27 protein-coding genes and 1 tRNA gene are annotated in these 25,042 nt (G+C 56.9%); 21 read left to right on the top strand and 7 right to left on the bottom strand.

Annotation, left to right across the window (positions count from 1 at the left end; genetic code table 11):
- The first annotated feature begins 3 nt into the window (after window positions 1-3).
- The 5 genes from ACMGG9_RS00115 (at window position 4) to ACMGG9_RS00135 (ending at window position 4,142) form a co-directional block, all read left to right on the top strand.
- The gene (locus ACMGG9_RS00115; RefSeq protein WP_033641590.1) at window positions 4-864 is read left to right on the top strand and encodes an isochorismatase; all 861 of its coding nucleotides are present in this window, start codon (window positions 4-6) and stop codon (window positions 862-864) included.
- A 106-nt stretch (window positions 865-970) separates the two neighbouring features.
- Entirely contained in the window at window positions 971-1,990 is a 1,020-nt protein-coding gene (locus ACMGG9_RS00120) for a PQQ-binding-like beta-propeller repeat protein (RefSeq protein WP_414162257.1), read from the top strand.
- A gap of 118 nt (window positions 1,991-2,108) precedes the next feature.
- Window positions 2,109-2,729, top strand: a complete 621-nt coding sequence (locus tag ACMGG9_RS00125; protein WP_414161804.1) for a DUF2238 domain-containing protein — start codon at window positions 2,109-2,111, stop codon at window positions 2,727-2,729.
- 326 nt (window positions 2,730-3,055) lie between these two features.
- Complete coding sequence (locus ACMGG9_RS00130; protein ID WP_233501983.1) at window positions 3,056-3,790, top strand: winged helix-turn-helix domain-containing protein; 735 nt, start codon at window positions 3,056-3,058, stop codon at window positions 3,788-3,790.
- Window positions 3,771-4,142, top strand: coding sequence for a hypothetical protein (locus tag ACMGG9_RS00135; RefSeq protein WP_414161805.1), 372 nt, complete (start codon window positions 3,771-3,773; stop codon window positions 4,140-4,142). The genes ACMGG9_RS00130 and ACMGG9_RS00135 overlap by 20 nt, the downstream gene beginning before the upstream one ends.
- A 201-nt stretch (window positions 4,143-4,343) precedes the next feature.
- Here the strand turns inward: ACMGG9_RS00135 and ACMGG9_RS00140 are convergent, their stop codons facing one another.
- On the bottom strand, window positions 4,344-5,087 hold the full coding sequence (locus tag ACMGG9_RS00140) for a winged helix-turn-helix domain-containing protein (RefSeq protein WP_414161806.1): 744 nt from the start codon (window positions 5,085-5,087) through the stop codon (window positions 4,344-4,346).
- Between the two features lie 415 nt (window positions 5,088-5,502).
- Here ACMGG9_RS00140 and ACMGG9_RS00145 point away from each other — a divergent pair, with 415 nt between their 5' ends.
- The 14 genes from ACMGG9_RS00145 to ACMGG9_RS00210 all read left to right on the top strand — a co-directional run bounded on the left by ACMGG9_RS00145 (window position 5,503) and on the right by ACMGG9_RS00210 (window position 16,758).
- Complete coding sequence (locus ACMGG9_RS00145; protein WP_414161807.1) at window positions 5,503-6,033, top strand: fimbrial protein; 531 nt, start codon at window positions 5,503-5,505, stop codon at window positions 6,031-6,033.
- Window positions 6,034-6,124: 91 nt separating this feature from the next.
- Window positions 6,125-6,667: a fimbrial protein gene (locus ACMGG9_RS00150; protein WP_414161808.1), complete on the top strand. Its 543-nt coding sequence runs from the start codon at window positions 6,125-6,127 to the stop codon at window positions 6,665-6,667.
- A 45-nt stretch (window positions 6,668-6,712) separates the two neighbouring features.
- Window positions 6,713-9,247, top strand: a complete 2,535-nt coding sequence (locus tag ACMGG9_RS00155; protein WP_414161809.1) for an outer membrane usher protein — start codon at window positions 6,713-6,715, stop codon at window positions 9,245-9,247.
- Between the two features lie 15 nt (window positions 9,248-9,262).
- On the top strand, window positions 9,263-10,021 hold the full coding sequence (locus ACMGG9_RS00160) for a fimbria/pilus periplasmic chaperone (protein WP_414161810.1): 759 nt from the start codon (window positions 9,263-9,265) through the stop codon (window positions 10,019-10,021).
- A 109-nt stretch (window positions 10,022-10,130) separates the two neighbouring features.
- Window positions 10,131-10,628, top strand: a complete 498-nt coding sequence (locus ACMGG9_RS00165) for a fimbrial protein (RefSeq protein WP_414161811.1) — start codon at window positions 10,131-10,133, stop codon at window positions 10,626-10,628.
- 14 nt (window positions 10,629-10,642) lie between these two features.
- Window positions 10,643-11,137 carry a fimbrial protein gene (locus tag ACMGG9_RS00170; protein ID WP_414161812.1) on the top strand — a complete coding sequence of 165 codons (495 nt, stop codon included), beginning with the start codon at window positions 10,643-10,645 and terminating at the stop codon, window positions 11,135-11,137.
- A gap of 37 nt (window positions 11,138-11,174) precedes the next feature.
- Entirely contained in the window at window positions 11,175-11,720 is a 546-nt protein-coding gene (locus ACMGG9_RS00175) for a fimbrial protein (RefSeq protein WP_414161813.1), read from the top strand.
- 56 nt (window positions 11,721-11,776) lie between these two features.
- A complete protein-coding gene (locus tag ACMGG9_RS00180; RefSeq protein WP_414161814.1) occupies window positions 11,777-12,430 on the top strand; it encodes a fimbrial protein in 654 nt (217 codons plus the stop codon).
- A 179-nt stretch (window positions 12,431-12,609) separates the two neighbouring features.
- The gene (locus tag ACMGG9_RS00185; protein ID WP_414161815.1) at window positions 12,610-13,407 is read left to right on the top strand and encodes a hypothetical protein; all 798 of its coding nucleotides are present in this window, start codon (window positions 12,610-12,612) and stop codon (window positions 13,405-13,407) included.
- A gap of 90 nt (window positions 13,408-13,497) precedes the next feature.
- The gene (locus ACMGG9_RS00190; RefSeq protein WP_414161816.1) at window positions 13,498-14,151 is read left to right on the top strand and encodes a fimbrial protein; all 654 of its coding nucleotides are present in this window, start codon (window positions 13,498-13,500) and stop codon (window positions 14,149-14,151) included.
- Window positions 14,148-14,651, top strand: a complete 504-nt coding sequence (locus tag ACMGG9_RS00195; protein ID WP_414161817.1) for a fimbrial protein — start codon at window positions 14,148-14,150, stop codon at window positions 14,649-14,651. Before ACMGG9_RS00190 ends, ACMGG9_RS00195 begins: the two co-directional genes overlap by 4 nt.
- A gap of 101 nt (window positions 14,652-14,752) precedes the next feature.
- A complete protein-coding gene (locus tag ACMGG9_RS00200) occupies window positions 14,753-15,571 on the top strand; it encodes a hypothetical protein (protein WP_414161818.1) in 819 nt (272 codons plus the stop codon).
- Between the two features lie 228 nt (window positions 15,572-15,799).
- Window positions 15,800-16,336: a helix-turn-helix domain-containing protein gene (locus ACMGG9_RS00205; RefSeq protein WP_414161819.1), complete on the top strand. Its 537-nt coding sequence runs from the start codon at window positions 15,800-15,802 to the stop codon at window positions 16,334-16,336.
- Window positions 16,337-16,473: 137 nt separating this feature from the next.
- Window positions 16,474-16,758 (top strand): hypothetical protein, encoded by a 285-nt coding sequence (locus ACMGG9_RS00210; RefSeq protein ID WP_414161820.1) that lies wholly within the window; start codon window positions 16,474-16,476, stop codon window positions 16,756-16,758.
- Between the two features lie 1,095 nt (window positions 16,759-17,853).
- Here ACMGG9_RS00210 and ACMGG9_RS00215 read toward each other — a convergent pair.
- The 6 genes from ACMGG9_RS00215 to aspA form a co-directional block, all read right to left on the bottom strand.
- A tRNA-Phe gene (locus ACMGG9_RS00215) sits at window positions 17,854-17,929 on the bottom strand.
- A 160-nt stretch (window positions 17,930-18,089) separates the two neighbouring features.
- On the bottom strand, window positions 18,090-18,665 hold the full coding sequence (gene dicD, locus ACMGG9_RS00220; protein ID WP_015376374.1) for a division control transcriptional repressor DicD: 576 nt from the start codon (window positions 18,663-18,665) through the stop codon (window positions 18,090-18,092).
- Window positions 18,666-18,704: 39 nt separating this feature from the next.
- The gene (locus tag ACMGG9_RS00225; RefSeq protein ID WP_414161821.1) at window positions 18,705-20,429 is read right to left on the bottom strand and encodes a protein-disulfide reductase DsbD; all 1,725 of its coding nucleotides are present in this window, start codon (window positions 20,427-20,429) and stop codon (window positions 18,705-18,707) included.
- Entirely contained in the window at window positions 20,405-20,728 is a 324-nt protein-coding gene (gene cutA / locus ACMGG9_RS00230; RefSeq protein ID WP_004929657.1) for a divalent cation tolerance protein CutA, read from the bottom strand. Before cutA ends, ACMGG9_RS00225 begins: the two co-directional genes overlap by 25 nt.
- A gap of 109 nt (window positions 20,729-20,837) precedes the next feature.
- Complete coding sequence (locus ACMGG9_RS00235; protein ID WP_033641606.1) at window positions 20,838-22,139, bottom strand: anaerobic C4-dicarboxylate transporter; 1,302 nt, start codon at window positions 22,137-22,139, stop codon at window positions 20,838-20,840.
- A gap of 125 nt (window positions 22,140-22,264) precedes the next feature.
- On the bottom strand, window positions 22,265-23,701 hold the full coding sequence (gene aspA, locus ACMGG9_RS00240; protein WP_333550450.1) for an aspartate ammonia-lyase: 1,437 nt from the start codon (window positions 23,699-23,701) through the stop codon (window positions 22,265-22,267).
- Between the two features lie 369 nt (window positions 23,702-24,070).
- Between aspA and ACMGG9_RS00245 the strand changes: the two genes are divergently transcribed.
- Window positions 24,071-24,559 carry an FxsA family protein gene (locus ACMGG9_RS00245; RefSeq protein WP_004929660.1) on the top strand — a complete coding sequence of 163 codons (489 nt, stop codon included), beginning with the start codon at window positions 24,071-24,073 and terminating at the stop codon, window positions 24,557-24,559.
- 189 nt (window positions 24,560-24,748) lie between these two features.
- Entirely contained in the window at window positions 24,749-25,042 is a 294-nt protein-coding gene (locus tag ACMGG9_RS00250) for a co-chaperone GroES (protein ID WP_004929661.1), read from the top strand.

Below are 25,042 nucleotides of genomic sequence, written 5' to 3' on the forward strand. Positions count from 1 at the left end.
TTGATGGCCATTCCAAAACTTAATGATTACGCACTGCCGACGGCGGACGAACTGCCGCAAAATAAGGTCACCTGGCAGGTAGAACCGCAGCGCGCCGCGCTGCTGATCCACGACATGCAGCAGTATTTCCTCAATTTCTGGGGCGAAGACAGCGCGCTGATTAAACAGGTGGTGGAGAACATCGCCAACCTGCGTCGCTACTGCAAACAGCAGGGCATTCCGGTGTTCTATACCGCGCAGCCGAACCAGCAGAGCGATGAAGATCGCGCGCTGTTGAACGACATGTGGGGGCCGGGCCTGAACAAACACCCCGAGCAGCAGGCGGTGACCGCCGCGCTGGCGCCGGACGAAGACGACACGGTGCTGGTGAAATGGCGCTACAGCGCTTTCCACCGCTCGCCGCTGCAGGAGATCCTGCAGGAGTCCGGCCGCGATCAGCTGATCATCTGCGGCGTGTATGCCCACATCGGCTGCCTGACCACCGCCATCGACGCCTTCATGCGCAACATCCAGCCTTTCATGGTGGCCGACGGCCTGGCGGACTTCTCGCGTGACGAACACCTGATGGCGCTGCGCTACACCGCCGGCCGCTGCGGCCGGGTGGTGACCACCGCGTCTCTGCTGCCGGCGACCGGCATCGCCAGCATCGACGCGTTGCGTCAGCAGATCCTGCCGCTGCTGGACGAAGACAGCGAAGACATGGGCAACGATGAAAACCTGATCGATTACGGTCTGGATTCGGTGCGCATCATGGAGCTGGCGACCCGCTGGCGCAAGATCCGCGGCGATATCGACTTTATCGCGCTGGCGCGCAACCCGACCATCGACAGCTGGTGGGCGCTGCTTTCCGAAGAGAAAGCCTGATTTTAATAATGAAAAGAGGGCGGCCGCGCGGTCGCCCCGTTAGCTCTATAAGGAAATTTCAATGAATGCTTTGATCACCAAGGGAAAACGGGCGGCATTTCCGCTGATGCTGCTGTCCACGCTGCTGTTCTCCAACACCTTGCAGGCGCAGACCGCGCCGGACGTGCTGCGCAAACCGGTCGGCAAGGGCGCTTATGAAATGGCCTACAGCCCGAGCGAGAACGCGCTTTACCTGGCGACCTCGCAGAGCCGCAAGCTGGATAAGGGCGGCATCGTCTACCGCCTGGATCCGACCACGCTGGACGTGACCCAGATTATTCATAACGACATCAAGCCGTTTGGCGCCGCCATCAACGCCAAGACCGGTACGCTGTTCTTCGGCAACACCGTCAATAACTCGGTGACCGCCATCGACGCCAAGACCGGCGACGTAAAAGGCCGTCTGGTGCTGGACGCGCGCCAGCGCTCCGAGACCGTCAAGCCGCTGGCGCCGCGCGAGCTGGTGGCGGATGCCGACAGCGATACCCTGTATATCACCGGGCTGGGTGAATCCAGCGTGGTGTGGGTGGTGGACGGCAAGGATCTGACCCTGCGCGCCACCGTGGCCGACACCGGCAAATACGGCACCGGCCTGGCGCTGGACGCCGCCGCCAAACGCCTGTACGTCACCAACGCCGACGGCGAGCTGGTGACCATCGATACCCAGAGCAACAAGGTGCTGTCGCGCAAGAAGCTGGATGAGACTAAAGAGCACTTCTTCCTGAACATCAGCCTGGATACCGCCACCCATCGCGCCTTCATCACCGATTCCAAGCAGCCGCAGGTGCTGGTGGTGGATACCCGCAACGGCAACATCCTGAGCAAGATCGACGTGCCGGAATCGCTGGCGGTGCTGTTCAACCCGGCGCGCAATGAAGTCTACGTCACCCACCGCCAGGCGGGCGAAGTGAGCGTGATTGACGCCAAGAGCTACAAGGTGCTGAACACCATCAAGACGCCGACCCATCCGAACAGCCTGGCGCTGTCGCCGGATGGCCAGACGCTGTATGTCAGCGTCAAACAGGCTTCCAGCCGCGAAAAAGAGGCGACTGCGCCGGACGACGTGATCCGCGTAGCGCTGAAGTAATCCCGCGCAGAATAATCCCCTCGAACAGGCGAAGCAGCGACGCTCCGCCTGTTTTTTTCGCCGTGCGATCTGCGGTATAAAGTGTGGATTGCCTTATTGATCCGAAGGAACGTTGGTTATGCCTGCCTCACGCACACCGCTGTTGTTGTCCGTTATCACCCCGCTGCTGCTGGCCGCGCTGATCCACAGCGGCATCAGCCCTTACGATCGCACCACCTGGTTGATGGAGGTGGCGCCGGTATTGATTGTTTTGCCGCTGCTGTGGCTGACCCATCGCCGTTATCCGCTGACGCCGCTGCTCTATACGCTGATTTTCTTCCACGCGCTGATCCTGATTTTCGGCGGCATGTACAGCTACGCCCGCGTGCCGCTGGGGTTTGAGGTGCAGCAGTGGCTGGATCTTGGCCGCAACCCGTACGACAAACTGGGGCATTTCTTCCAGGGGCTGGTGCCGGCGCTGGCGGCGCGCGAGATCCTGCTACGCGGCGGTTATGTGCAGGGCCGCAAAATGCTGGGCTTCGTGGTGTGCTGTATCGCGCTGGCGATCAGTGCGGTGTATGAGCTTATCGAGTGGTGGGCGGCGCTGGCGCTGGGCCAGGGCGCCGATGAGTTTCTCGGCACCCAGGGCGACCCGTGGGACACGCAGTCCGACATGTTCTGCGCCTTGCTCGGCGCGATAGCCGGCCAATGGCTGTTTGGTGGCTGGCAGGATCGGCAACTGCGGCGTTTAAAGGCGTAAGCCCGGCGGCGGTTGAGCCTGGTGAAAATGGATATTTCTCGTGCCGCCCGGTATTTGCCGGGCGGCATTTTTAATGTCGACATGATAAAAATCGACAATCATCAGTTAAATGTTTGGCATGCTGTGATATGGCGCAATGTTATTTCCCATATTTATGTTTATTTAGCTTTTTATGCGTTTTTCTAGGAATTTTCTTAACTCATGCCGTGTGCTACTATTCTCATGTTTAACAAGGGCTAATTATTATTAATTAGTTTTTTGAGCGGGGAACAATGAGATACATAATTAATAATAAGATTAAATATCATGAAGATAGATCAGAGTTGGTGGATCTCAACGCTGAGCTGCCGCCTCAACCGCTCACCGCCACGCTGAACCGCCTGCTGTCCGCGTTGGTCAGAAACAATAATCTGGTGGTCTCCCGCGATACCCTGCTGACGCAAGTATGGGAAGCGCACGGCCAGGTGGCCTCCGGCAATAACCTCAATAACACCATTTCCATCCTGCGCAAGATGTTCGCCGCCATGGGCGAGGACGACATTATCGTCACGTTGCCGCGCCAGGGATTCATGTTTACCGCCGCTTCGTTGAAGACGACGGACAGCCTGGCGGAGAGTTTGCCGGAGATGCCGATCCTGGCGGCTGCAGAAAACCCCTTGCCGACCAGGCCGCTGCGAGTGCAGCGATTTAAGCGCTTCGGGTTGGCCGCGTTGCTGCTGCTGGCGGCGGGGAGCGGGATTTTGGCCTGGCAGGAGACGGGGTATCCCTCGGCCAGTTTGATGACGGTGGGTAAGATCGGGAGCTGTAATGTGCAATTTGTCACTTCCTATCACAATGTCGGCCCCGGTGAGATCGACCTGAACCACCTGAAGAACATGTTGCAAGAGAAGAAAACGGCAACCTGCGGCGAGCCGGCGACGTTGCTTTATTATGACAGCCAGGCCCTGGTGCCAAATGCCAGTGGACGGGTCAGAGCATCTTATTTCTATTATTGTCCGCAAGAGGCCATGACCTCGGGCAAAGTACAATGTGAGAACTACTATGAAAGCAGGGGTCTATAGCTCGGTATGCCGCCACGGTTATGCGATTGCCGCGGCGGTGGCCGTGCTGGTATGCAGCGTTTCTGCTTATTTTTTATTTTTTAAACCGCAAATTCCGGAATGTACGGCGGTTGAACGTTTCGTCAACCAATATGAAGGAAAAATGCTGGAGAGAACGCTGCTGATAAGCGTGGTCCCTGATGGGGTGCGGCATGCCACCATACTGTTTAACGGCAGTGTGTTTTACGATGGCAAGCGTTACATCATTGAACGATCCATGGGGGTCGATTACCGAAAATGGGGGGGAACTACGAATTTCAGGTGCGGGAAAATATCCGAAAACCTCAGGACACGCTACAAGATGAGGCGCTGAACCGCAGTTTACCCATCGAAGGGCAGACGATTCATCTGCGTATTGAACGCATGGATGCACGCCATTATCTGTTTGTGGATAACCATGCGCCGTATTATGTCTGCGTGACGTCATCATAACAGCAGCCTGCGCCCCCGGTACGACCGAGGGGCAAGGTGGATTCATAGCCCAGGTGCTATTTTAAAATGAATTGAGATATCGTTATTTTTTTATGTAATTGTTAATGCACGGGCTATTGCTCGCCCGCGGGCAATAGGTTAACCACTGTTCGTCCTTCTCGGCATCCTCATTGCGAATGTTGTCATAGTAATAGACATCCGCCCGGTATTGGCAGTCGAAGCCGGCTTGCCGTATCTCTCGCTTAATATTTGCCAGCTCGCCGCTGCCTAACCGCATGGTGTAAATTTGGCAATTTTGCTCATTGCCCAACGGATAAACGCTGATGCGCGTGCTGTTTTGGTAAAGCACAATCGCGGCAAACGGCACTAAACAAGCGGCCACAATCATAATTAAACGCTGTACAGAACGGCGAAAGTTCGGCGTTCTTGCCGGCGGCGGCGTTGACGCTATTTCGGTTTCGCTATAATCATTATTATTAATCTCATCGGTATTTATATCCATCTGTTGAATGCTTGAAGCATTAAATTTAAACCCCTGGCGGGGGTAGGTCACAATAATATCTTCTACGCCGAACTGCGCCAATGACTTACGCAGGCCGGAAACGTAATTATTCAGGTTGTTATTGGAGGCTTTGAGCCCATGCTCAACCCAGACGTCATTAAGCAACCTCTCTCGCAGCAGCAGTTTATCATTATTGCGTATAAACAACGAAAGCAATCTGCTGGTCGGTTTAAGTAACGCAACTTTATTGCTGGCATTATCAATATGCGACAGCGTGCCCTCATCCTCATTAAAGAGGACGTCTTCATTTATGATAAAAATCATTTCATTTACCCATCAACTTTCCTGTCGAGGGATTATTCTGAGACCTGATGCGGCTTTTTTCAATCCTTCAACCTGTGTGTAAATAGGATTTTTCTCTCTATCCGTATAATTGACATGAAATGTTTATCTTCTTACAAGTTTTTTTATATAAATAGTGATAATTAATTTCTATTTTTTGGGTTTAAAATCTATTTAATTATTATTTAATCGATAATAATCCTGTGTTTTTGTCTTTTTGCGACATAACGTTTCAAAAATGAGGCGTGAGGTGTAAATTTGTTTCCACTGATACGGAGCGTGGAATCGCAGCGTATTAGCCACGAATACAACGCTCAGGAATAAAGCTGTGGCATTGCATGCGTGACTTAAGGATTTAATTTACTCCACTACTTACTAAGGAATGTAAGGGATTTCTATGAAACTGAATAAAATTATGCTGGCCGCCGTTATGGCATTGGGTGTTTCTTCTCTGGCGCACGCTGCTGACCAGGGGCACGGTAAAGTGACCTTCAGCGGTTCTATCATTGACGCTCCTTGCTCAATCGCGCCTGAATCTCTGGATCAGACCGTTGAACTGGGCGCGATCTCCAATGTGGCGCTGAAAAGCGGCGGTAAATCTACCCCGCGCAATTTCCAGATCAAGCTGGAAAACTGCGAACTGTCTGATAATAAGAAAAGCGTTGCGCTGACCTTCAGCGGCGCGAAGTCCGAAGCTAACGACAAGCTGCTGGGCATCACCGGTTCCGCCAAGGGCGTGGGCATCGCCATCACTGACGGCGCTGGCACCAACATCGAACTGGGCACTGCTTCTAAAGCGCAAGCGCTGCAGAGCGGCAGCAACACCCTGGCCTTCTCCGCCTACCTGCAGGGCGCTACCGCCTCTACCGCAACGATCACCCCGGGTGAGTTCCAGTCTGTAGCCGACTTCACGCTGGCTTACCAGTAAGTCGTTACCTGACGAAATACGTGTGATTATCGGGCATGCGGGGCAACCCGCATGCCATTTTGAGGAAACATGATTTCACCAGGGAATGGCAATGAATGAACAGCTAAAAAAGACAGGGGCTTTTTGCCTATTGCTGGTGCCGTATTTTATTTCCCAGCAGGCAATGTCTGCCGGGCAAGGTGAAGGGCGCGTCAATATGCAAGGGGCTATTATCGATACAGCCTGTGCCATTGCGACTGAGAGCCGAGAGCAAATTATCGATATGGATATTATTCCCATTTCAGATATTGCACGAGATGGCAGAGGCCGAACGGTGCCATTCAGTATTGAGTTGATTAATTGCGTGCTCGAACGTGCCGATAAGCATTTGCCGGACTGGAAACAGTTTCGGATTACCTTTGATGGCCACGTTGATGGCGAGATGTTTGGTATTAACGGCCATGCCTCCGGTGTTGCGCTGAAAATTACCGATGCCGCCGGCAATATTGCCACGCCAGGGAAATCATTGCCGCCGGTGAATATCTTGCCGGGAAATTATCGGCTGAATTACGCCATGACGTTAATCAGCAACCAGCGGCCATTGAAGGCCGGGGACTATTTCTCATCGGTGCGTTTCAAAATGGATTATTACTGAGCGGCTGATGAATCAGGGAAGTTAATAAATTAGAAGGTCTTGGAAATGATGTCTTTACCTGCCGGGAAACCGTTTCGTTTGCATATTCTCAGCGCCTGCGTGGCGCTGGTGCTGGGCAGTTTGACGAGCAAAGCCGGCGCGGTGGAAGACATTCAGTTCAACACCGACGTGCTCGATGTAAACGATCGTAAAAATATCGATCTGAGCCAGTTTTCGCGCGGCGGCTACATTATGCCCGGCCAGTACAGCATGGTGGTGCGCGTGAATAAAAGCGATCTGCCGGAACAGCCGGTGGCGTTTTATGCGCCGGACGGGGATGCCAACGGCAGCCGCGCTTGCTTATCGCCGGAGCTGGTGGCGCAGCTGGGCATCAAGGATGAGGCCGCGAAAAAACTGACCTGGTGGCGAGAAGGCGCCTGTCTGGACGAGGCCAGCCTGCCGGGCATGGAGGTGCGCGGTGAATTGGCCACGTCGGCGCTGTATCTGAGCATCCCCCAGGCCTATCTGGACTATGTCTCGGAGGACTGGGATCCGCCGGCCCGCTGGGACGAGGGGATACCGGGGCTGCTGTTCGACTATAACCTCAACGGCCAGGCGCAGCGCCAGCAGCAGGTGGGCACTCAGAACTACAGCCTGGGCGGCAACGGCACGGCGGGGGCCAACCTGGGCGCCTGGCGGCTGCGGGCCGACTGGCAGGGGCAGTGGAACCGGCAAGGCGGCGGTGAATCCACCCGGAACCTGGACTGGAGCCGCTATTACGCCTACCGGGCGATCCCGATGCTGCGATCCAAGCTGACGCTGGGGGAAGACTATCTGGATTCCGGGCTGTTCGACAGTTTTCGCTTCGGCGGTGTAAGCCTGCGTTCAGACGACAACATGCTGCCGCCGAACCTGCGCGGTTATGCGCCGGAAGTCAACGGAGTGGCGAAGAGCAACGCCAAGGTGACCGTCAGTCAGCAAGGGCGAGTGTTGTATGAGACCACCGTCGCGGCGGGGCCATTCCGCATTCAGGATCTGAACGATGCGGTCACGGGCGATCTGGACGTGCGGGTGGAGGAGCAGGACGGCAGCGTGCAGGAATTCAAAATGAGCACCGCCAACATCCCGTATCTGACGCGCCCCGGCTCGCTGCGCTACAAGCTGGCGGCGGGCAAGCCGTCGGATATGGATCACCGCTACCAGGGGCCGATGTTCGGCACCGGCGAGTTCTCCTGGGGGGTGAGCAACGGCTGGTCGCTGTTCGGTGGGGCGTTGCTGGGCGGCGATTACAACGCGGCGGCGCTGGGTATCGGCCGCGATTTGCTGCTGCTGGGCGCGCTGTCGTTCGACGTCACCCAGTCGCGCGCCAAACTGCCGTATAACGGCGAGACGTTGAGCGGCGGTTCTTACCGCCTCAGCTACTCGAAAAGCTTCGACGAACTGGACAGCCAGGTGACCTTCGCCGGCTACCGCTTCTCTGAGCGGAACTTTATGAGCATGAGCGAGTACCTGGATGCGCGGCAATACGGGCAGCGGTTCGGCAACAGCAAGGAGATGTACACCATCACCTACAACCAGCAACTGCGTGACATCGGGCTGAGCGCTTATCTCAACTTTAGTCATCAGACCTACTGGGAGAGGCCGGCCAACGATCGCTACAGCCTGACGATGTCGCGCTATTTCGACCTGGGCAAGTTTAAAAACCTGAGCCTGTCGCTGTCGGCGTACCGCAATCGCTATAACGAGACCAACGACGACGGCATGTATTTGGGACTCTCGGTGCCGTGGGGCAACGGCGCGACCCTGAGCTATAACGCGACGCTCACCCGTGATGACAACACTCATCGGGCGGGGTACTACGATCGCATCGACGAGCGCAGCAACTACCAGATCAGCGCCGGCGGCTCGCGCAGCGGTGCCAGCCTGAGCGGTTATTACAACCGCGACGGCGATCTTGCGCGAATGAGCGCCAACGCCAGCTACCAGCAGAGCCGCTATAGCGCGATTGGCGGTTCTGTTCAGGGGGGCATGACGCTGACTGCTGAAGGCGGGGCGCTGCACCGCAATGGGATCGCGGGCAGCACCCGGCTGCTGCTGGATACCGAAGGGGTGGCCGGGGTGCCGGTGCGTGGCTACGGCAGCCCGGTGGCGACCAACCGTTGGGGCAAGGCGGTGGTGACGGACGTCAACAGCTACTACCGCAACAAGGCCAGCATCGATCTGGACAAGCTGGGCGATAACGCCGAGGCCACCACTTCGGTGGTGCAGGCGACGCTGACCGAAGGCGCCATCGGCTACCGCAAGTTCGCGGTGATCGCCGGGGAGAAGGCGATGGCGGTGATCAAGCTGGCGGACGGCAGCGAACCGCCGTTCGGCGCCACGGTGCTGAACGCGCGTAAACAAGAGACCGGCATCGTCAACGACGGCGGCAGCGTCTACCTGAGTGGCATCAACGCCGGGGAACGCATGATGGTGCGCTGGAACGGCGCCGAACAGTGCGAAGTGCAGATGCCGACGCCGTTGCCGGCCGAGATGCTGACAGCCAATTTACTGCTGCCGTGCCGGGCGCTGAGCGCCGGTGCGGATAGCAAAGAACAATGAATTAAGGAGTTTTTTATGATGAACACGATGCGTAAACCTGGCGTTTTACTGTTGACGGCGGCGCTGCTGGGCGGCGCGTTGGCACCAACCGCCCAGGCGGCCATCGCGCTGGATCGCACTCGGGTGATTTTCGACGGCAGCGTGCAGTCGGTGAGCCTGAGCGTGAGTAACCAGAACAAGCAATTACCGTACCTGGCGCAGGGCTGGCTGGAAGACGAACAGGGCAACAAGATCCAGAGCCCGCTGACGGTATTGCCGCCGGTACAGCGTATTGAACCGGGCAAACCGAGCCAGGTGAAGCTCCAGGCGCTGCCGGCGGCGAAGATGCTGCCGCAGGACAGGGAGACGCTGTACTACTTCAACCTGCGCGAGATCCCGCCGAAGAGCACCAAGCCGAACTCGCTGCAGATCGCGCTGCAGACGCGCATCAAGCTGTTTTACCGCCCGGCGGCGATCGCCCCGGAGCGTGGCGCGGCGCCGTGGCAGGAGCAGCTGACGCTGAACAAGCAGGGCGACAAGTATGTGGTGAACAACCCGACGCCGTACTACGTCACCATCATTGATGCCGCCAGCCGCAAAGGCATTGACGGCGCCAAGGAGTTCGAACCGTTGATGGTGCCGCCGAAGGGCAACTTGCCGTTAACGGTGAGCGCCGGGAGCCTCGGCAGCAGCCCTGTGCTGACCTACATCAATGATTACGGCGGCCGGCCGCAGCTGAGCTTCAACTGCGCGGGTGCGGTCTGCAAAGTGGTGCCGGAGAAGAACGCATCTTGATGTTTCGGCGGGCGTTTGCGGCGCGGATTGGCAAAACGTCCTCATTATCGTGCCGCCCGATGTGATGGGGAATATAACGGGCAGTACATAACAGGGAATGGGGCAAAAGGTGAACCGCTTATTTAACACAACATGCATGCTTTGTTTGACCGGCGCATTTTGCCTCTTGGCGGCCAGCGTGGCGCAGGCTGCCACTACGGTGTCGGTTAAGGTAACCGTGTTGGCGCCGCTGCCCTGCGTGCTCAATGGCAATCAACCGATCGAGGTGAATTTCGGCGATGAGGTGATGACGACGCGTATTGATGGCGAAAACTACCTTACGCCGGTCGATTATGAATTCACCTGTAACAAGCCGGAAAAGAACGGCATGCGGTTACTGCTTGCCGGCGCCGGGGCGGGGTTTGATGGCAAATTGCTGCAGACCAGCGTCGGTGGCCTGGGCATTGCCTTTTTGAACAATGGGTCGCGTATCGCGCTGAACAGTTGGCAAAACTTCACTTTTCCCTCATTGCCGAAGCTTGAAGCCGTGCCCGTGAAGCAAGCGGACGCAGTGCTGCCGACCGGTGAGTTTACGGCGTCCGCCACGTTGCGTGTCGATTATCAATGAACCGGGAGGCGAACATGAAACAGGGCGTTGCCGTGATGCTGTTGTGTGCAAGCAGCCTGGCCAGCCATTCCGTTCAGGCGGCCGAAGAGGTCGCCATGCACCTGAAAGGGACGCTGCGTGCGCCACCGCCCTGCCACATCAACGATGGCGGCGTTATCGAGGTGGCGTTTGGCCAGCGCGTCGGTATCAACAAGGTGGATGGCGTCAACTACCGGCAGGCGGTGAATTACCGCGTCCAATGTGATTCGCCTGGCGCTCTGCCGTGGGAACTGACGTTGACCTTCAAAGGCAACGCCGCGTCCTTTGATAACGCCGCGTTGCAAACCGATAACGACAACCTTGGCATTCGGCTCTATCACGATGACCAGTCGTTCGCGCCGAACAGCAGCATCAAAATCGATCCGGCGAACCCGCCGCGTTTGGAAGCGGTGCCGGTCGCGAAGGCCGGGGCGCCGTTGACGGAAGGCGCGTTCGCCGCAACGGCGACGCTGCAGGCGGATTACCTGTGAATGACAGGGGCGGCAGGGAATGGGAGAGAAAAAGCGCATGAAGAGGAGAAGTAAAGCGGCGGCGTGGCGAGGGTTTATCGGCGCTGGGTTGTTGGTTAGCGCGAGCTGGAGTTGGGCCGCCGCCGACAATATGCATTTTAGCGGCGCGCTGGTGGCCGAGCCTTGTACGCTGCGCCCGGGAGATGAGGACATCCGCCTGGATTTCGGCACCGTGATCGATAAATACCTGTACACCCATGGCCGCACTGCCGGCAAGGCGTTCAGTCTGGTGTTGCAAGACTGTGACATCAGCCTGGGCAACTCGGTGAAGGTGACCTTCAGGGGCGCCGAGAGCGCGGCATTGCCCGGCCTGCTGAGGCCGGACGGAGGGAGCCTGGCGCAGGGCATCGCCCTGGGGCTGGAAACGGCGGCGGGCGCGCCGCTGGCGCTGAACAAACCGAGTGCGGGATATGCAATCGGCAAGGGCAGCAACAGCCTGCAATTGCAGGTTTATGTTCAGGGAGAGCCGGAGGCGATAGCGCAGAAAAACATCGGCCTGGGGACATTTTCTGCCGTGGCGACCTTCGGTTTGGAATATGAGTAGGCGTGATTAACGCCACTGCTAATGAACATAACGGATGGATTTATCTGGAGAGAAACATGACCGGGAAACAGACGGCGCGCGATTGGGCGTACCTTTGCGGTGAGCTGCGCTATTACGCCGTGTTGGGCGGGCTGGTGCTGATGGCGCCACTCAGCTTGACGGCTCTGCTGTGGCTGCTGCCGCCTGCGAATGCCGTAGATAACTGGCAGGTGGACGGCGCCGGCGGCGTGCTGGAAATTCGCGGCGCCATGACCGAGAGCGCCTGCCGGCTGGAGATGGACAGCGTGCGGCAGGAGGTCTGGCTGGGGGAGGTTGCGACCGGCAGGTTAGAGCAGCCGGGTGCTCGTGGTACGCCGGTGGCGTTTGAGTTGCGGTTGCGCGACTGCCTGCGTAGTCCGGCTGCGAGTCGGGATGAGCGCACCGGCGCGCGGAGCTGGGCGGCGGATCAGCCTGCGGTGCGGGTGAGCTTCCGGGCGCCGGCCGATGCGGACAACCCGCAGCTGGTGAAAGCGCAGGGCGTAAGCGGCATGGGGCTGCGCCTGCTGGGGGCCCAGGGTGAAGACATTCGCTTAGGCAGCCGCGGCAAGCCGCTGTGGCTGACGCCGGGCAGCAATGTGCTGAACTATCGCGTTATGGCGGAGCGTACCGGTGCGCCTTTGCGGCCCGGCAGCTTTGCGGCCGTGGTGGATTTTAGCCTGAGCTATGACTGATACAGGAAAATGGGCGCTAGCTAAATAGCACAGTCTCAGCAGAGTAAACATAAGGCTTAAATCGGCACTGAATTATTGTGTTCATGACAAAAATAAATTCTGCTGTTTTTCTTGGCCATCAAGGTGCCGGTCGGGAGAGTATTTCCATGATTTATCTTCTTCCCGTGTTGGAGTAGAGAATGAAACCGTTATTTATTTTTTGCATGCTGTTTATTTCGCTCCAGGCTAAAGCTAGCTGGGAGTTAGATGTGAAATACTTTCCGCAAGATAATCAAGTTAAAGTTAATGTTATTCGGTGGGATGTGAATGATTCAAGCAGGAACCTTTTATATAACTGCTGGGACCCTATCGCGGCTTCTGATCAGCGCTGTCGGCTTTTCATAGCATTTGACAACGAAGAGCGCGGTGCGACCTTGCTCGGTGAGCCATTTAATATGGGCAAAGAGGTATCAGGTTTAAGAACGATGGGGGAAGTAGCCGCTGTTTTTGCCCGAAAAGGGTATTTGAATCAAGAGAGAAGCGGTGGAGCGCAACTTATTGGAAGAAGAAACTGTTTTGCATTGGCTTGGAAGTATCCCACCGGATTCCATGGCCCCTTGCCGAATGGAGCCGTAGATTGCGCGTTGCCGGAAATTACCCCGACCTACTGCAGTATCAGGGAGCCCTATATTGAATTGGATCACGGCTCGGTAACAAGTGAGAGGGTAAATGGCCATACCGTCAGCCACTCTTTTAGGGTGGCCTGTAATAATAATTTTAAAGTATTGATTGTTGCGCAGGGTGGAAAAGGCGATCTGCCGTTAGGCGGTGGCATCACCAGCCACCTGAAAGTCAATGGCGACGATCTCGGTGCCGGGCATGCGGAAATGGTCGGCCCGACAGGGAAAAGCTTTACGTTAAGCTCAACGCTGAGCGGCTTTCCCAGCGGTGCCGGTGAATTCCAAGGTTCGAAAGTGATTATTTTAAGTCTTCCGTGATGGGCTATAGGGAATCGCGATGTATCCACAAACGGTAAGTTTGTTCGTTTCCTGCAGCACCGCGTCGATGCTGGGGTAAGGGGGCGTCTGGTGCTGGGTACCGCCAGCCTCGCGGGTGCCCGAGACGCAGTAAACAACGTCAGCGTTCAGGGATGGAGAGATGAAATGCGTTTTGTGATGGCGGGTTGGGCCAGTACGGTGTGGCGTCACGGTATGGTGAGAAAGCATGTGTGCATGACAGCGCGGGCTTGGCCTGGGTTTTTCAGGCGCTACGGTTTATGGGGAGTGGCGCTGGCGGGGACGATCTTTCTCTCACCCGGGCGGGCGGCGACGGCCCCAATCTTTATCTCCGGCACGATCACCAGCAAACCGCAGTGTGAGGTGAACAACAATCAAACCATACGGGTCGAGTTCGGCGATGATCTGGTGACCACCAAGGTCAATGGCAGCAACTATCTTCGCACGATCGATTATGTGCTGGAGTGTAAAAACAACAGTAAAAACGCGATGAGGATGAAAGTAGTGGGCGTTGCTACAGCGTTCGACCGCAGCGCGATTCAAAGCAGCAAAAGCAATCTGGGCATCGCGCTGCGGGCGAATGATATGCCGTTGGTCATCGGCAGTTGGTTGAACTTTACCTACCCGAACAAGCCGGTGTTGCACGCGGTACCGGTGAAAGGCAGCGGTGTTCTGACCGCCGGCTTTTTTAGCGCGGGAGCGACGCTGATGGTGGATTACCAATGAAGATAACCGCTGGGAAAGTGGTGGCGTTGTTGGCTTGCAGCCTGTTCCTGCCGGTGTGGCAGGGATGGGCGGCGGACAATGAGGCGGGCATGTCGTTCAGCGGCACGCTGAACGAACCGCCTTCATGCGTGATCAATAACGGCCAGCAAATCGACGTGGATTTTGGTCAGAAGGTCGGGATCGGTAAGGTTGATGGGCAGAATTATCTGCAAACCGTCAATTACCGCATCGAGTGTGAGCCGGGTGGCAACGGACAGACGCTCGGCTTAACCGTGGTGGCCGCCGCCAGTGGATTTGACGACGCCGCCGTGCCGACGAATGTGCCCGATCTGGCGGTACGGCTCTTGCTGGCGGGGAATGCTTTCGTTCTGAATAAACGCGAAGCGATTGACGCCGCCAATCCGCCGACGTTGCAGGCCGTACCGGTGAAGCGACCGGGAGCCGGATTAACGCCGCAGGCGTTTAGCGCCCAGGCGACGCTGTTGGCCGATTACCAGTAATCAAAACTATATTTAACGCGCCTCCAGCCGGCGATGAGTATTCATTTTCTGGCATAGCGCTGTCGTTATTATTTAAATAATTAAGGCATGAAGGAGCTATTGTGAAATATCTGCTTCGTTATATCTTTGCAGTGTTTCTCACGCTTTGGGTGGGTGTTTGCCACGCTGACGTTAAAGTGCAATGGGAACCCTCCAGCGACGGAAAAACATTGAGATTTACCGTGTTGTCTGCGACATCAAACCCGTTTCCGGCAGAGTTTACGCTGAAGTGTGGGCTTTTTTCTACATGTTATGTCGATGCGCATGTCGGATTACTTACCGAAGTCTATCGATCGCCTAACATCGCTTCATCCCCAGGAACGCAGAAAGCCTCAACGCTGATTGCCGCCTGGGCTGCGAGATCGCCGGTTGGGTTCATTGGCAACTGGGGAGAGCTGGTGGAGAAAAATGGCGGCCAGCCACCTTGTATCATCTTTAATCTCATGGGGGGCGTGAGTGGTTCGGGATCGTTTGGCAGTACATGTAATGGTTCGGTGAACCCGCCTGAACCCCCAAAACCGCCGGTGTCATGTTATATGATCGGCGATATTTATCTGCGCCACGGTTCTCTCGCCGATAGTGAAGTGACGGGTAACCGAGCCGAGAGTACGGCCTACGTCTATTGCACCGGGGCCGCTAAAGTGAAGGTGCGAGCCTTAGCCGCCGTCGGCAGCGACAGCTACACCGTCAATTTGCGTGCTGACGGCAGCCTGAAATCGATGCTGAGTGTCAATGGGGTTGTAGGTAACTCAGGGGTGACGTTGAATGTACCTGGGGCGGGAGGAAATACGGTGACCTTCTCCTCTTTACTGATTGCAGCGGGAATACCGGCCCCAGGGGATTTCTCCGGTTCGGCGGTAGCGGTCGTCGATATTCTCTAAAATTGAGGCGATAACATAGAAAAGCCTGTGGTTAATGCCGTGGGAACCCTTATATGAAGTTATATATAAATATCCTTGTTAAGTTATAAATATGGAGAAATAGATTTTCTGTGGATCAAATCATCCACTGGCAGGGGAACTATTCCTTAATGATTTTATTAAATTAAAGAAGAACTCTCTTCTTGACCACTATTTTAAATGTTGATTCTCGGAAAAAAGGGGGGGGTAATGAAATCTCTCAATATCGTCATCGATGACGAAAACCGCTATTTTGCCGCCGGCTTGCGGTTAAGCATTGCGAAATATGCGCAGCAGCATAATAAAGTCGCGCATTTTCTGCCGCCGGGCAGCGATGAGCGGCCTGACATTGTATTGACTTCTACGGCCCGGCGCGCCCGGCGTTGGGCTGCCTATTCAGGGGAGCATGTCGTTACCATTAAAGAAAGACAGACCCTTGTCGCCAGGCGTGCAAGCCGGGTGCTGTACCGCACCGACGACCAGCAATGCCTGTTTGCGCTGCTGTCTGATACGTTGACTAATCCGAGGCCGGTATGTCGGTTTCCCGCTAAGCTGTTGACTCCCCGCGAGCGGCAGGTTATCGGTTATTTGCGGCGCGGGCTGGATCAATCGCAAACCGCCAGAGTAATGGGCGTGAGCGTTAAAACGGTGCATAGCCATAAACGTTCGGTAATGGGTAAGCTGATGTTAAACCGCAGCCATGATTTTATTTATTGGCTGCTATCCCCAGAGGCAGAGTATTCCTAACCGTGATGGGGAATAATTTTAGTTGTTATCATCTGCTATCTTTATAGCGTTAAAAGATAATGGGTTATGATTAAAATTCCCCAAGGGAATGTTAAATCTCGTTTTATTCACTTGCTAAATAACACAAAGGGAAAATTATGAAAAAGAAAGCAACTTTGCTTCTCGGCGCCTGCATCATGATGGCGTCTTATGCACATGCCGGTTTTAACGGCAATCAGAACGTGCAGGGCAATAATGGCAACGCCAGCGGCGCCGGCAATAGCGATTTTGGCCAATGCATCAATGGCCAGGGGAAAAATGGCGGGCAATGTGCAGGCAACACCAACTCAGGCGCCAAGCCTAAAGAGAAAGATAAAGGCGAAGTCATGAATGCGATCTGCGAATCGCCGTTTATGAAAAAATACTCGCCGCTATGTCAATAATATTGATTTTTAAATAACAAGCAGGGTCATCCTCCCTGCTTTTTTTGTGACTATTGATTAAATAGCCTGTTGTTTCGACCCAAAGCATAATTTCGGTGAATTATTATCGTTGGCAGCGAGGGTAGCTGTACGTAATTTACGTTAGGTATTATCTACACCAAGGGAAAGGTGAAGTGGATTTGTTTTATTTTGCGATATTCTTGTTCTGTTTAAGCATCTATTCATTCTACAAACATGCGCAGCGGATGAAGAAAAGGCAGTTGTCTATCCAAGACTACGGCCATTCTTCCTGGTGGTTGGCATTACTACGTCATCATTGACGCTGCTGCACATTGTATGAGGTAGCGTTTTTTACCAGAGAGTGATTATCCGCCTCAACGAAATTGGGCATTGCTCGCCTGACGTCGCCACTTTCACGCCTAATGCCGAGAATGCGGTAATTCGCTTACCCTTGGAGCCAACGTTTCTGGGGGGATGCCAAGCAGATAAGGGAGCATTCGTCCTGTGTCGCCGACCCGCAGGGTGAGGCCCTTGGCCGAATAATCGAATGCAGTTCGATGGAGAGTCCTGTCCCTGAAAAGCAAAAACCCAGCCATAGGCGGGTTCTTCTAAATAGGGCGACCGGACTCGGACAACCGGCGCTGGCGCCGTGTTGAACAGCGCTTCAGCGCTGGCCCGCAGGGTGAGGCCTTTGGCCGAATAATCGAACGCAGTTCGATGGAGAGTCCGTACCCCAGAAAGCGAAAAACCCGCCATAGGCGGGTTCTTCTAAATAGGGCGACCGGACTCGGACAACCGGCGCTGGCGCCGTGTTGAACAGCGCTTTAGCGCTGGCCCGCAGGGTGAGGCCTTTGGCCGAATAATCGAACGCAGTTCGATGGAGAGTCCGTACCCCAGAAAGCGAAAAACCCGCCATAGGCGGGTTCTTCTAAATAGGGCGACCGGACTCGGACAACCGGCGCTGGCGCCGTGTTGAACAGCGCTTTAGCGCTGGCCCGCAGGGTGAGGCCTTTGGCCGAATAATCGAACGCAGTTCGATGGAGAGTCCGTACCCCAGAAAGCGAAAAACCCGCCATAGGCGGGTTCTTCTAAATATGGTGCCCGGACTCGGAATCGAACCAAGGACACGGGGATTTTCAATCCCCTGCTCTACCGACTGAGCTATCCGGGCAACGGGCAGCATTAAACCGTATTGGCCGAAAGCCGTCAACGGCTTTATGCGTGAAATACGCGAAAATGCCTCCGGTTGCTGGCTTTTCAGGCAAAGGGCGCAAAAAATGCGCCTGTTGGGGCTATCGCCTCGGGTTGGTGGCGCTGCCAACCCTGCCGATTCAGCTCAACGCCCCGTTGCGGCGGCACTGCGCCACCTGCAAGATGTCTTCCGCCAGCCGTTTGGCGACCGATACGTCCTGGAGCTGGCGTTTTACCAGCAGTTTGCTCAGGCAGCCTTCCTGAATCAGCTCCATTTGCTGCGCCACCATGTCGGCGTCGTCGGCATCCATGTCGCGCAGCAGCTCGCGGGTCAGCTCCAGCGAGGTCAGCTTCTGTTGCTCCGCCAGTTGGTGGATCGGATGATCCGTTTCCGGGAAGAAGCTGCAGGCGGCGATAAACAGGCAGCCGGGGTAGCGGTCTTGCTGCACGTATTCCGCCAGCACGTCATAGCGCGCCAGCAGTTTTTGCTGCGGGCTCAGGTTTTCGTCCAGCAGCAGCTGGCGGCGCCAGGTGTCGATCTGTTGGCCGTGGTAGCGCAGGCAGTCGTACAGCAGCGCTTCGCGATCCGGCCAGAACCGTTTGAGATCGCCGGGCTGAACGTCGAGTTTTTCCGCCAGCATCTCTAATGTGGCGGTCGCCAGGCCCTGTTGTTCCAACAGGCCCAGCGCGGTATCAAGGACGTGTTCACGTTGCACTTGTGCTTCCTCCCATTCGCTTCCGATCTTCAGTGTCAGTTATCGCATCACTTTCTGCAAATGCGTGTTGAAGGCTTCCGCCTTCATAAAACCGGTGACACGCTCGGCCGTCAGCTCGCGGCCCGCCGGATCGAAGAACAGGATCGTCGGCAGCCCCAGCACCTGCAGGTGCTTCAGCAGCGCCGCCTGTTCCGCACCGTTGGCGGTCACATCCGCCTGCAGCAGCACCGCGTTGGCCAGGCTTGCCTGCACTGCCGCATCGCTGAAGGTGTATTTTTCGAACTCTTTACAGGCCACGCACCAGTCGGCGTACAGATCCAGCATCACCGGCTTGCCCCGCGCCTGTTGCAGCGCGAGATCGAGCTGTTCGACGTTGTTGATGCGGGTAAAGGCCAGGTGCGGCTGAGCCGCCTGCTGCGCCTGGTCGGCGCCGAAAGCCCAGTCCTGCAGCGGCCGCGCGGCGATCACCGCCGCCGCCAGCAACAGCAGTTGCAGGGCGCGTGCCCAGCCGCGCGCGCTTCTCAGGCTCAGGGCGAAGGCCCAGCCGAAGAACGCCAGGCCGAGCAGGCTCCACAGGCGCATGCCCCACAGATCGCCGATCACCCGCTCCAGCAGGAACACCGGCAGCGCCAGAATGACGAAGCCGAAGGCCTCTTTCACGTACTGCATCCACGGGCCGCTGCGCGGCAGCAAGCGGTTGCCGAACAGGGTGACGATCACCAGCGGAATGCCCATCCCCAGCGCGTACAGGTACAGCGTGCCGCCGCCGGCCCACAGATTGCCGCTCTGGGCGATATACAGCAGGATGGCGCTGAGCGGCGCGGTGGTGCAGGGGGAACAGATCAGCCCGGCCAGGGCGCCCATCAGGAACACGCCGGTCAGTGAGCCGCCGCGCTGGGTGTTGCTCCAGTTTGCCAGCCGGGTTTGCAGCGCCGAGGGCAGCTGCAGGGAATAGAGGCCGAACATCGACAGCGCCAGCGCGATGAACAGCGCCGACAGGCCAATCAGCACGTAAGGATGCTGCAGCGCCGCCTGGAACTGCAATCCGGCGGCGGCCACCACCAAGCCCAGCAGGGTGTAGGTGAGCGCCATGCCCTGCACGTAAACCACCGCCAGCGCCAGAATGCGGCCGCTGCTTTGCGGCCGGTCGCGGCCGAGAATGATGCCGGAGATCAGCGGGTACATCGGCAGTACGCAGGGGGTGAAGGCGATGCCGATGCCGATCAGCAATGCCCACAGCGGCGAGAACGGCAGGCTGGCCGGTGTTGCGGATTGTTCGGCTGGCTCAGAGGCAGCCGCCGGGAGCGGCGCGGCTGCGGTGGCGCTGACCGCGTCCAGCGGGATGGTTCGGGTTTCCGGCGGATAGCAGAAGCCGGCCTCGGCGCAGCCCTGATAGGTGACGCTGAGGCTGGCGTTGGCCGCCGCCTGTTGCAGCGGCACCTGCAGATTCAGCTGCTGCTTGAAAATCGCCACTTCGCCGAAGAACTCGTCCTTGTGGCTCAGCCCTTCCGGCAGGGTAAAGGCGCCGAGCGTCGCCTGCTGCGGCACCAGTTTGATCTGCTGGCGATACAGGTAATAGCCGGGGCGGATCTGCCAGTTCAGCGTCACCTGGCCGCCTTGCTGTTTGAAATCGAAGGCGAAGGCCTGATCGACGGGCACGAACTGGCTGCCGCCCTTCGGCGCGAACAGCGAAGCCTGCGCCGCCTGCGGCAGGAAGCACAGGCTGCACAGCAGCAAAATCAGTTTAATGAAGCGTTGATCCATAACAGGTAGTCTTTATCTCCGGCCATCACCGGCAAGACCAGCAGCTCAGGCGTCTGGTAAGGGTGATGTTGTTTCAGGGTGTCGAGCAGGGCTTGCTGACGGCGGCGATCGCTTTTGAACAGCATCTGCACTTCGTATTCCTGTTCCAGTTTCCCTTCCCAGTAATACAGCGAGGTGGCGCCGGGCAGCAGCGTGGCGCAGGCCGCCAGCTTATCGCCCAGGACCCGCGCCGCCAGTTCCTGGGCACTGGCTTCATCGGGTGCGGTACAGAGTATGACGACAGCTTCGCAATCAGACATCTTCAGCCCTCTCATCGGTTCGAATGGGCACTATACCCTGAAGGCGGATTGGCTAGAAGGCGAGTTTATCGCCAGAAAGAAAACCGGGGCCGCAGCCCCGGTCGACGCCTTACAGCATGACGCTGCCGAGCAGGAAGCCGAATACCACCGCGAAAATCACGCCCATGGTGCCGGGAATGAAGAACGGGTGGTTGAACACGAAGCGGCCGATGCGCGTGGTGCCGGTATCATCCATCTGCACCGCGGCGACCAATGTCGGGTAGGTCGGCAGGATGAACAGGCCGGAAACGGCGGCGAAGGAGGCGACGGCGGTCAGCGGCGACACGTTCAGCGCCAGCGCCATCGGCATCAGCGCCTTGGCGGTGGCGGCCTGCGAGTACAGCAGCGCCGAGCAGAAGAAGAAGATCACCGCCAGCAGCCACGGGTGCGCCTGAATGACGCTGCCGGCCGTCTCTTTGATCCAATCGATGTTGGCCTGGACGAAAGTATCGCCCAGCCAGGCGACGCCGAGGATACAGATACAGGCGCTCATGCCGGCCTTGAAGGTGCTGGAGTTCAGCACCATGTCGGTGTCGACGCGGCACAGCAGGGTGGTCAGCGTGGCGACGCTCAGCATGATGATCAGAATGGCGTTGGTGGTGTTCATCAGCGGCTTGGCCACCAGACCCAGGCCCGGGCTGTTGATGATGGCGTAGGCGACCACGCACAGCACGCCGAGCAGGAACAGCAGCACCGAGGTTTTGGCGCGTGGTTTGATCGCCAGCGCGTTGTTGCCGCGCAGGGTGATCAGGCCTTCTTCCAGGCGTTTCAGGTACACCGGATCGTTAGACAGCTTGGAATCGAACAGCCAGGTCACCAGCAGCGACATCAACAGCACCGCGCAGAAGGTGGACGGGATCACCACCATCAGCAGGTGCAGGTAGCTGACGCCGTGGCCCTCCATCACCGAAGACATGTACACCACCGCGGCGGAGATTGGCGAGGCGGTGATGGCGATCTGGGCGGAGACCACGGCGGTCGACAGCGGGCGGCAAGGCTTGATGCCCTGTTCTTTCGCCACCTCGGCGATCACCGGCAGCGCCGAGAGTGAGATATTGCCGGTGCCGGCGAAGATGGTCAGGAAGTAGGTGACGATAGGGGCGAGAATGGTGATGTGCTTGGGGTTCTTGCGCAGCAGTTTTTCGGTCTGCTGCACCAGGTAGTCCATCCCCCCGGCGACCTGCATGGCAGAGATCGCCGCAATCACCGCCATGATGATGGAGATGACGTCGAAGGGAATGTTGCCCGGTTTGACGCCGATCAGCGCCAGCGCCAATACGCCCAGTCCCCCCGCGAACCCGATACCGATACCGCCCAATCTGGCCCCTAAAAAGATGGCCAGCAGAACGATAACCAATTCTACGGCTAGCATAGTGTTTACTCCTTAAAATGAGAGAAATTGAAAATCAAACGTTAAAATTTTGTGGGCGCCTAAAAGTAAAAAGGCACGCTATCCAGAGGATTTAGCGTGCCTTTCAGGGCTACCGGGTAGGTCTGTTATTGTTCATTTTCATCCGTATAGCGTTTAGCTTTATAGGCCGGGTGCATCAGGTTCTCCACGGAGAAGATGTCATCCAGCTCGGCTTCGGTCAGCAGGCCGCGTTCCAGCACCACTTCGCGCACGCTCTTGCCGGTTTCGGCGCAGATCTTCCCGACGATGTCACCGTTATGGTGGCCGATGAACGGGTTCAGATAGGTGACGATACCGATCGAGTTGAAGACGTAGTGTTCGCAGACATCTTTATTCGCGGTGATGCCGTTAATGCATTTTTCCAGCAGGTTGTAGCAGGCGTTGGTCAGGATGTGGATCGACTCGAACATCGCCTGGCCGATCACCGGCTCCATCACGTTCAGCTGCAGCTGGCCCGCTTCGGCCGCCATGGTAACGCAAGTGTCGTTGCCAATCACCTTGAAACACACCTGATTGACCACTTCCGGCACCACCGGATTCACTTTGGCCGGCATGATGGACGATCCCGCCTGCAGCTCCGGCAGGTTGATTTCGTTCAGGCCGGCGCGCGGGCCGGAGGAGAGCAGGCGTAGGTCGTTACAGATTTTGGACAGTTTCACCGCCAGGCGTTTGAGCGCGCTGTGCACCATCACGTAGGCGCCGCAGTCGGAGGTGGCTTCGATCAGGTCTTCCGCCGGCACCACCGGCAGGCCGCTGACTTCCGCCAGTTTTTGCACCGCCAGCGGCTGGTAGCCTTCCGGGGTGTTGAGCGCGGTGCCGATGGCGGTGGCGCCGAGGTTCACTTCCAGCAGCAGTTCCGCGGTGCGGTGCAGATTGCGGGTCTCTTCGTTCAGCAGCACGCTGAAGGCGTGGAATTCCTGGCCGAGGGTCATCGGCACCGCGTCCTGCAGCTGGGTGCGGCCCATTTTCAGGATGGTTTCGAACTCTTTCGCCTTGCGATCGAAGCCTTCGCGCAGCTGGTTGATGGCGTCGATCAGTTTCTGGTTGGAGGCATACACCGCGATGCGGAACCCGGTCGGGTAGGCGTCGTTGGTGGACTGACACTTATTGAGGTGATCGTTCGGGTTCAGGTACTGGTATTCGCCTTTTTGATGGCCCATCAGCTCCAGGCCGATGTTCGCCAGCACTTCGTTGGTGTTCATGTTCAGCGAGGTGCCCGCGCCGCCCTGGAATACGTCCACCGGGAACTGATCCATGCACTTGCCTTTATCCAGCACCTCGTCGCAGGCCTGGATGATCACGTCGGCGATTTTGCGCGGGATGGTTTTGAGTTCTTTGTTGGCCATCGCCGCGGCCTTTTTCACCATCACCATGCCGCGAACGAACTCGGGGACATCGCTGATTTTGCTGTTGCTGATGTAGAAGTTTTCAATCGCACGCAGAGTGTGAACTCCGTAGTAAGCGTCTGCGGGGACTTCACGTGTTCCTAACAGGTCTTCTTCGATACGAATGTTGTTTGACATGAGAACCTTCTCTATGTGTTGCTGCCGAATTAATAATTTGTCAGGTCAAGGCTAGTAAGGGCACAGCCTAAATTAATATTGCCGAAGGCTTGGGGCGTGAAACGATTAACCAAATCGCCCGTAGCTGCCCAGATCATATGCTGGTTGGTAAGAAATGACTGAATCCAGATCACCTTATGGTGTTTAAGGATATGCCCTTTTTCGGTTCTGTGACTTCTTTCACGTTTGTGAACTTTAGCAATAAAAACCGGCTCTCGGTTGAAATGGTGGGGGGATGCCCTCATTGTAATAGTGTCGGCCGTTTACGGCCTCTTTTTTCGCGCCGTCGCCCCGTGGCGGCCGTGCCTTACCTACCGATAGGAGAACCAGGTGCGCTGGTTACCGCTACTGCTGATATTTCTGCTGGCTTACATAGAAATATCCATCTTTATCAAAGTCGCCGCCGTGCTCGGCGTGGCTGTCACCCTGCTGCTGGTGGTGTTCAGCTCCTGCGTCGGCATTTCGCTGGTGCGCAATCAGGGCATGAAAACCTTCGTGCAGATGCAGCAAAAACTGGCGGCCGGCGAAAGCCCGGCGGCGGAAATGGTGAAAAGCGTTTCGCTGGTGCTGGCGGGCTTCCTGCTGCTAATACCGGGCTTCTTCACCGATTTCCTCGGCCTGTTGCTGCTGCTGCCGCCGGTGCAAAAATCGCTGACGCTGAAACTGATGCCGCACCTGTCGGTGTATCGCCCCGGCGGTTGGACGGGCGGCGACGCCGCCAACGGCAATACCTTCGACGGCGAATTCCAGCGCAAGGACGATGAACGCCCGGTGCTGGAACACCGCCCGGACGAGGATCGCAAACCTCACGATCGTTAAGCAAACGCGGCTCTGGCCGCGTTTTTCATCTCTGCGGCACTCGTCGGACCAAAAATGCGAAATTTTTTTTGTTCGCCCCCTTGAAGGGGGCTGGAACGCCCCCATCTCAAATGCCACGAGGCCGGTAATAACAACCATCCGGTGTACAACCCTAAATCTGATAGAGACCTTCTTACAGGAGAGCGTTCAATGAGTATTCGTCCATTGCATGACCGCGTTATCGTCAAGCGCAAAGAAGTTGAATCAAAATCTGCTGGCGGCATCGTCCTGACTGGCTCTGCTGCGGGTAAATCCACTCGCGGTGAAGTGGTTGCAGTGGGTAAAGGGCGTGTGCTGGAAAACGGCAACATCCAACCGCTGGATGTGAAAGTTGGCGATATCGTGATTTTCAACGACGGCTACGGCGTGAAAGCAGAGAAGATCGACAATGAAGAAGTGTTGATCATGTCCGAAAGCGACATTCTGGCAATTGTTGAAGCGTAA

Source organism: Serratia sp. BNK-10 (assembly GCF_047456065.1).
GTDB lineage: Bacteria > Pseudomonadota > Gammaproteobacteria > Enterobacterales > Enterobacteriaceae > Serratia > Serratia ureilytica.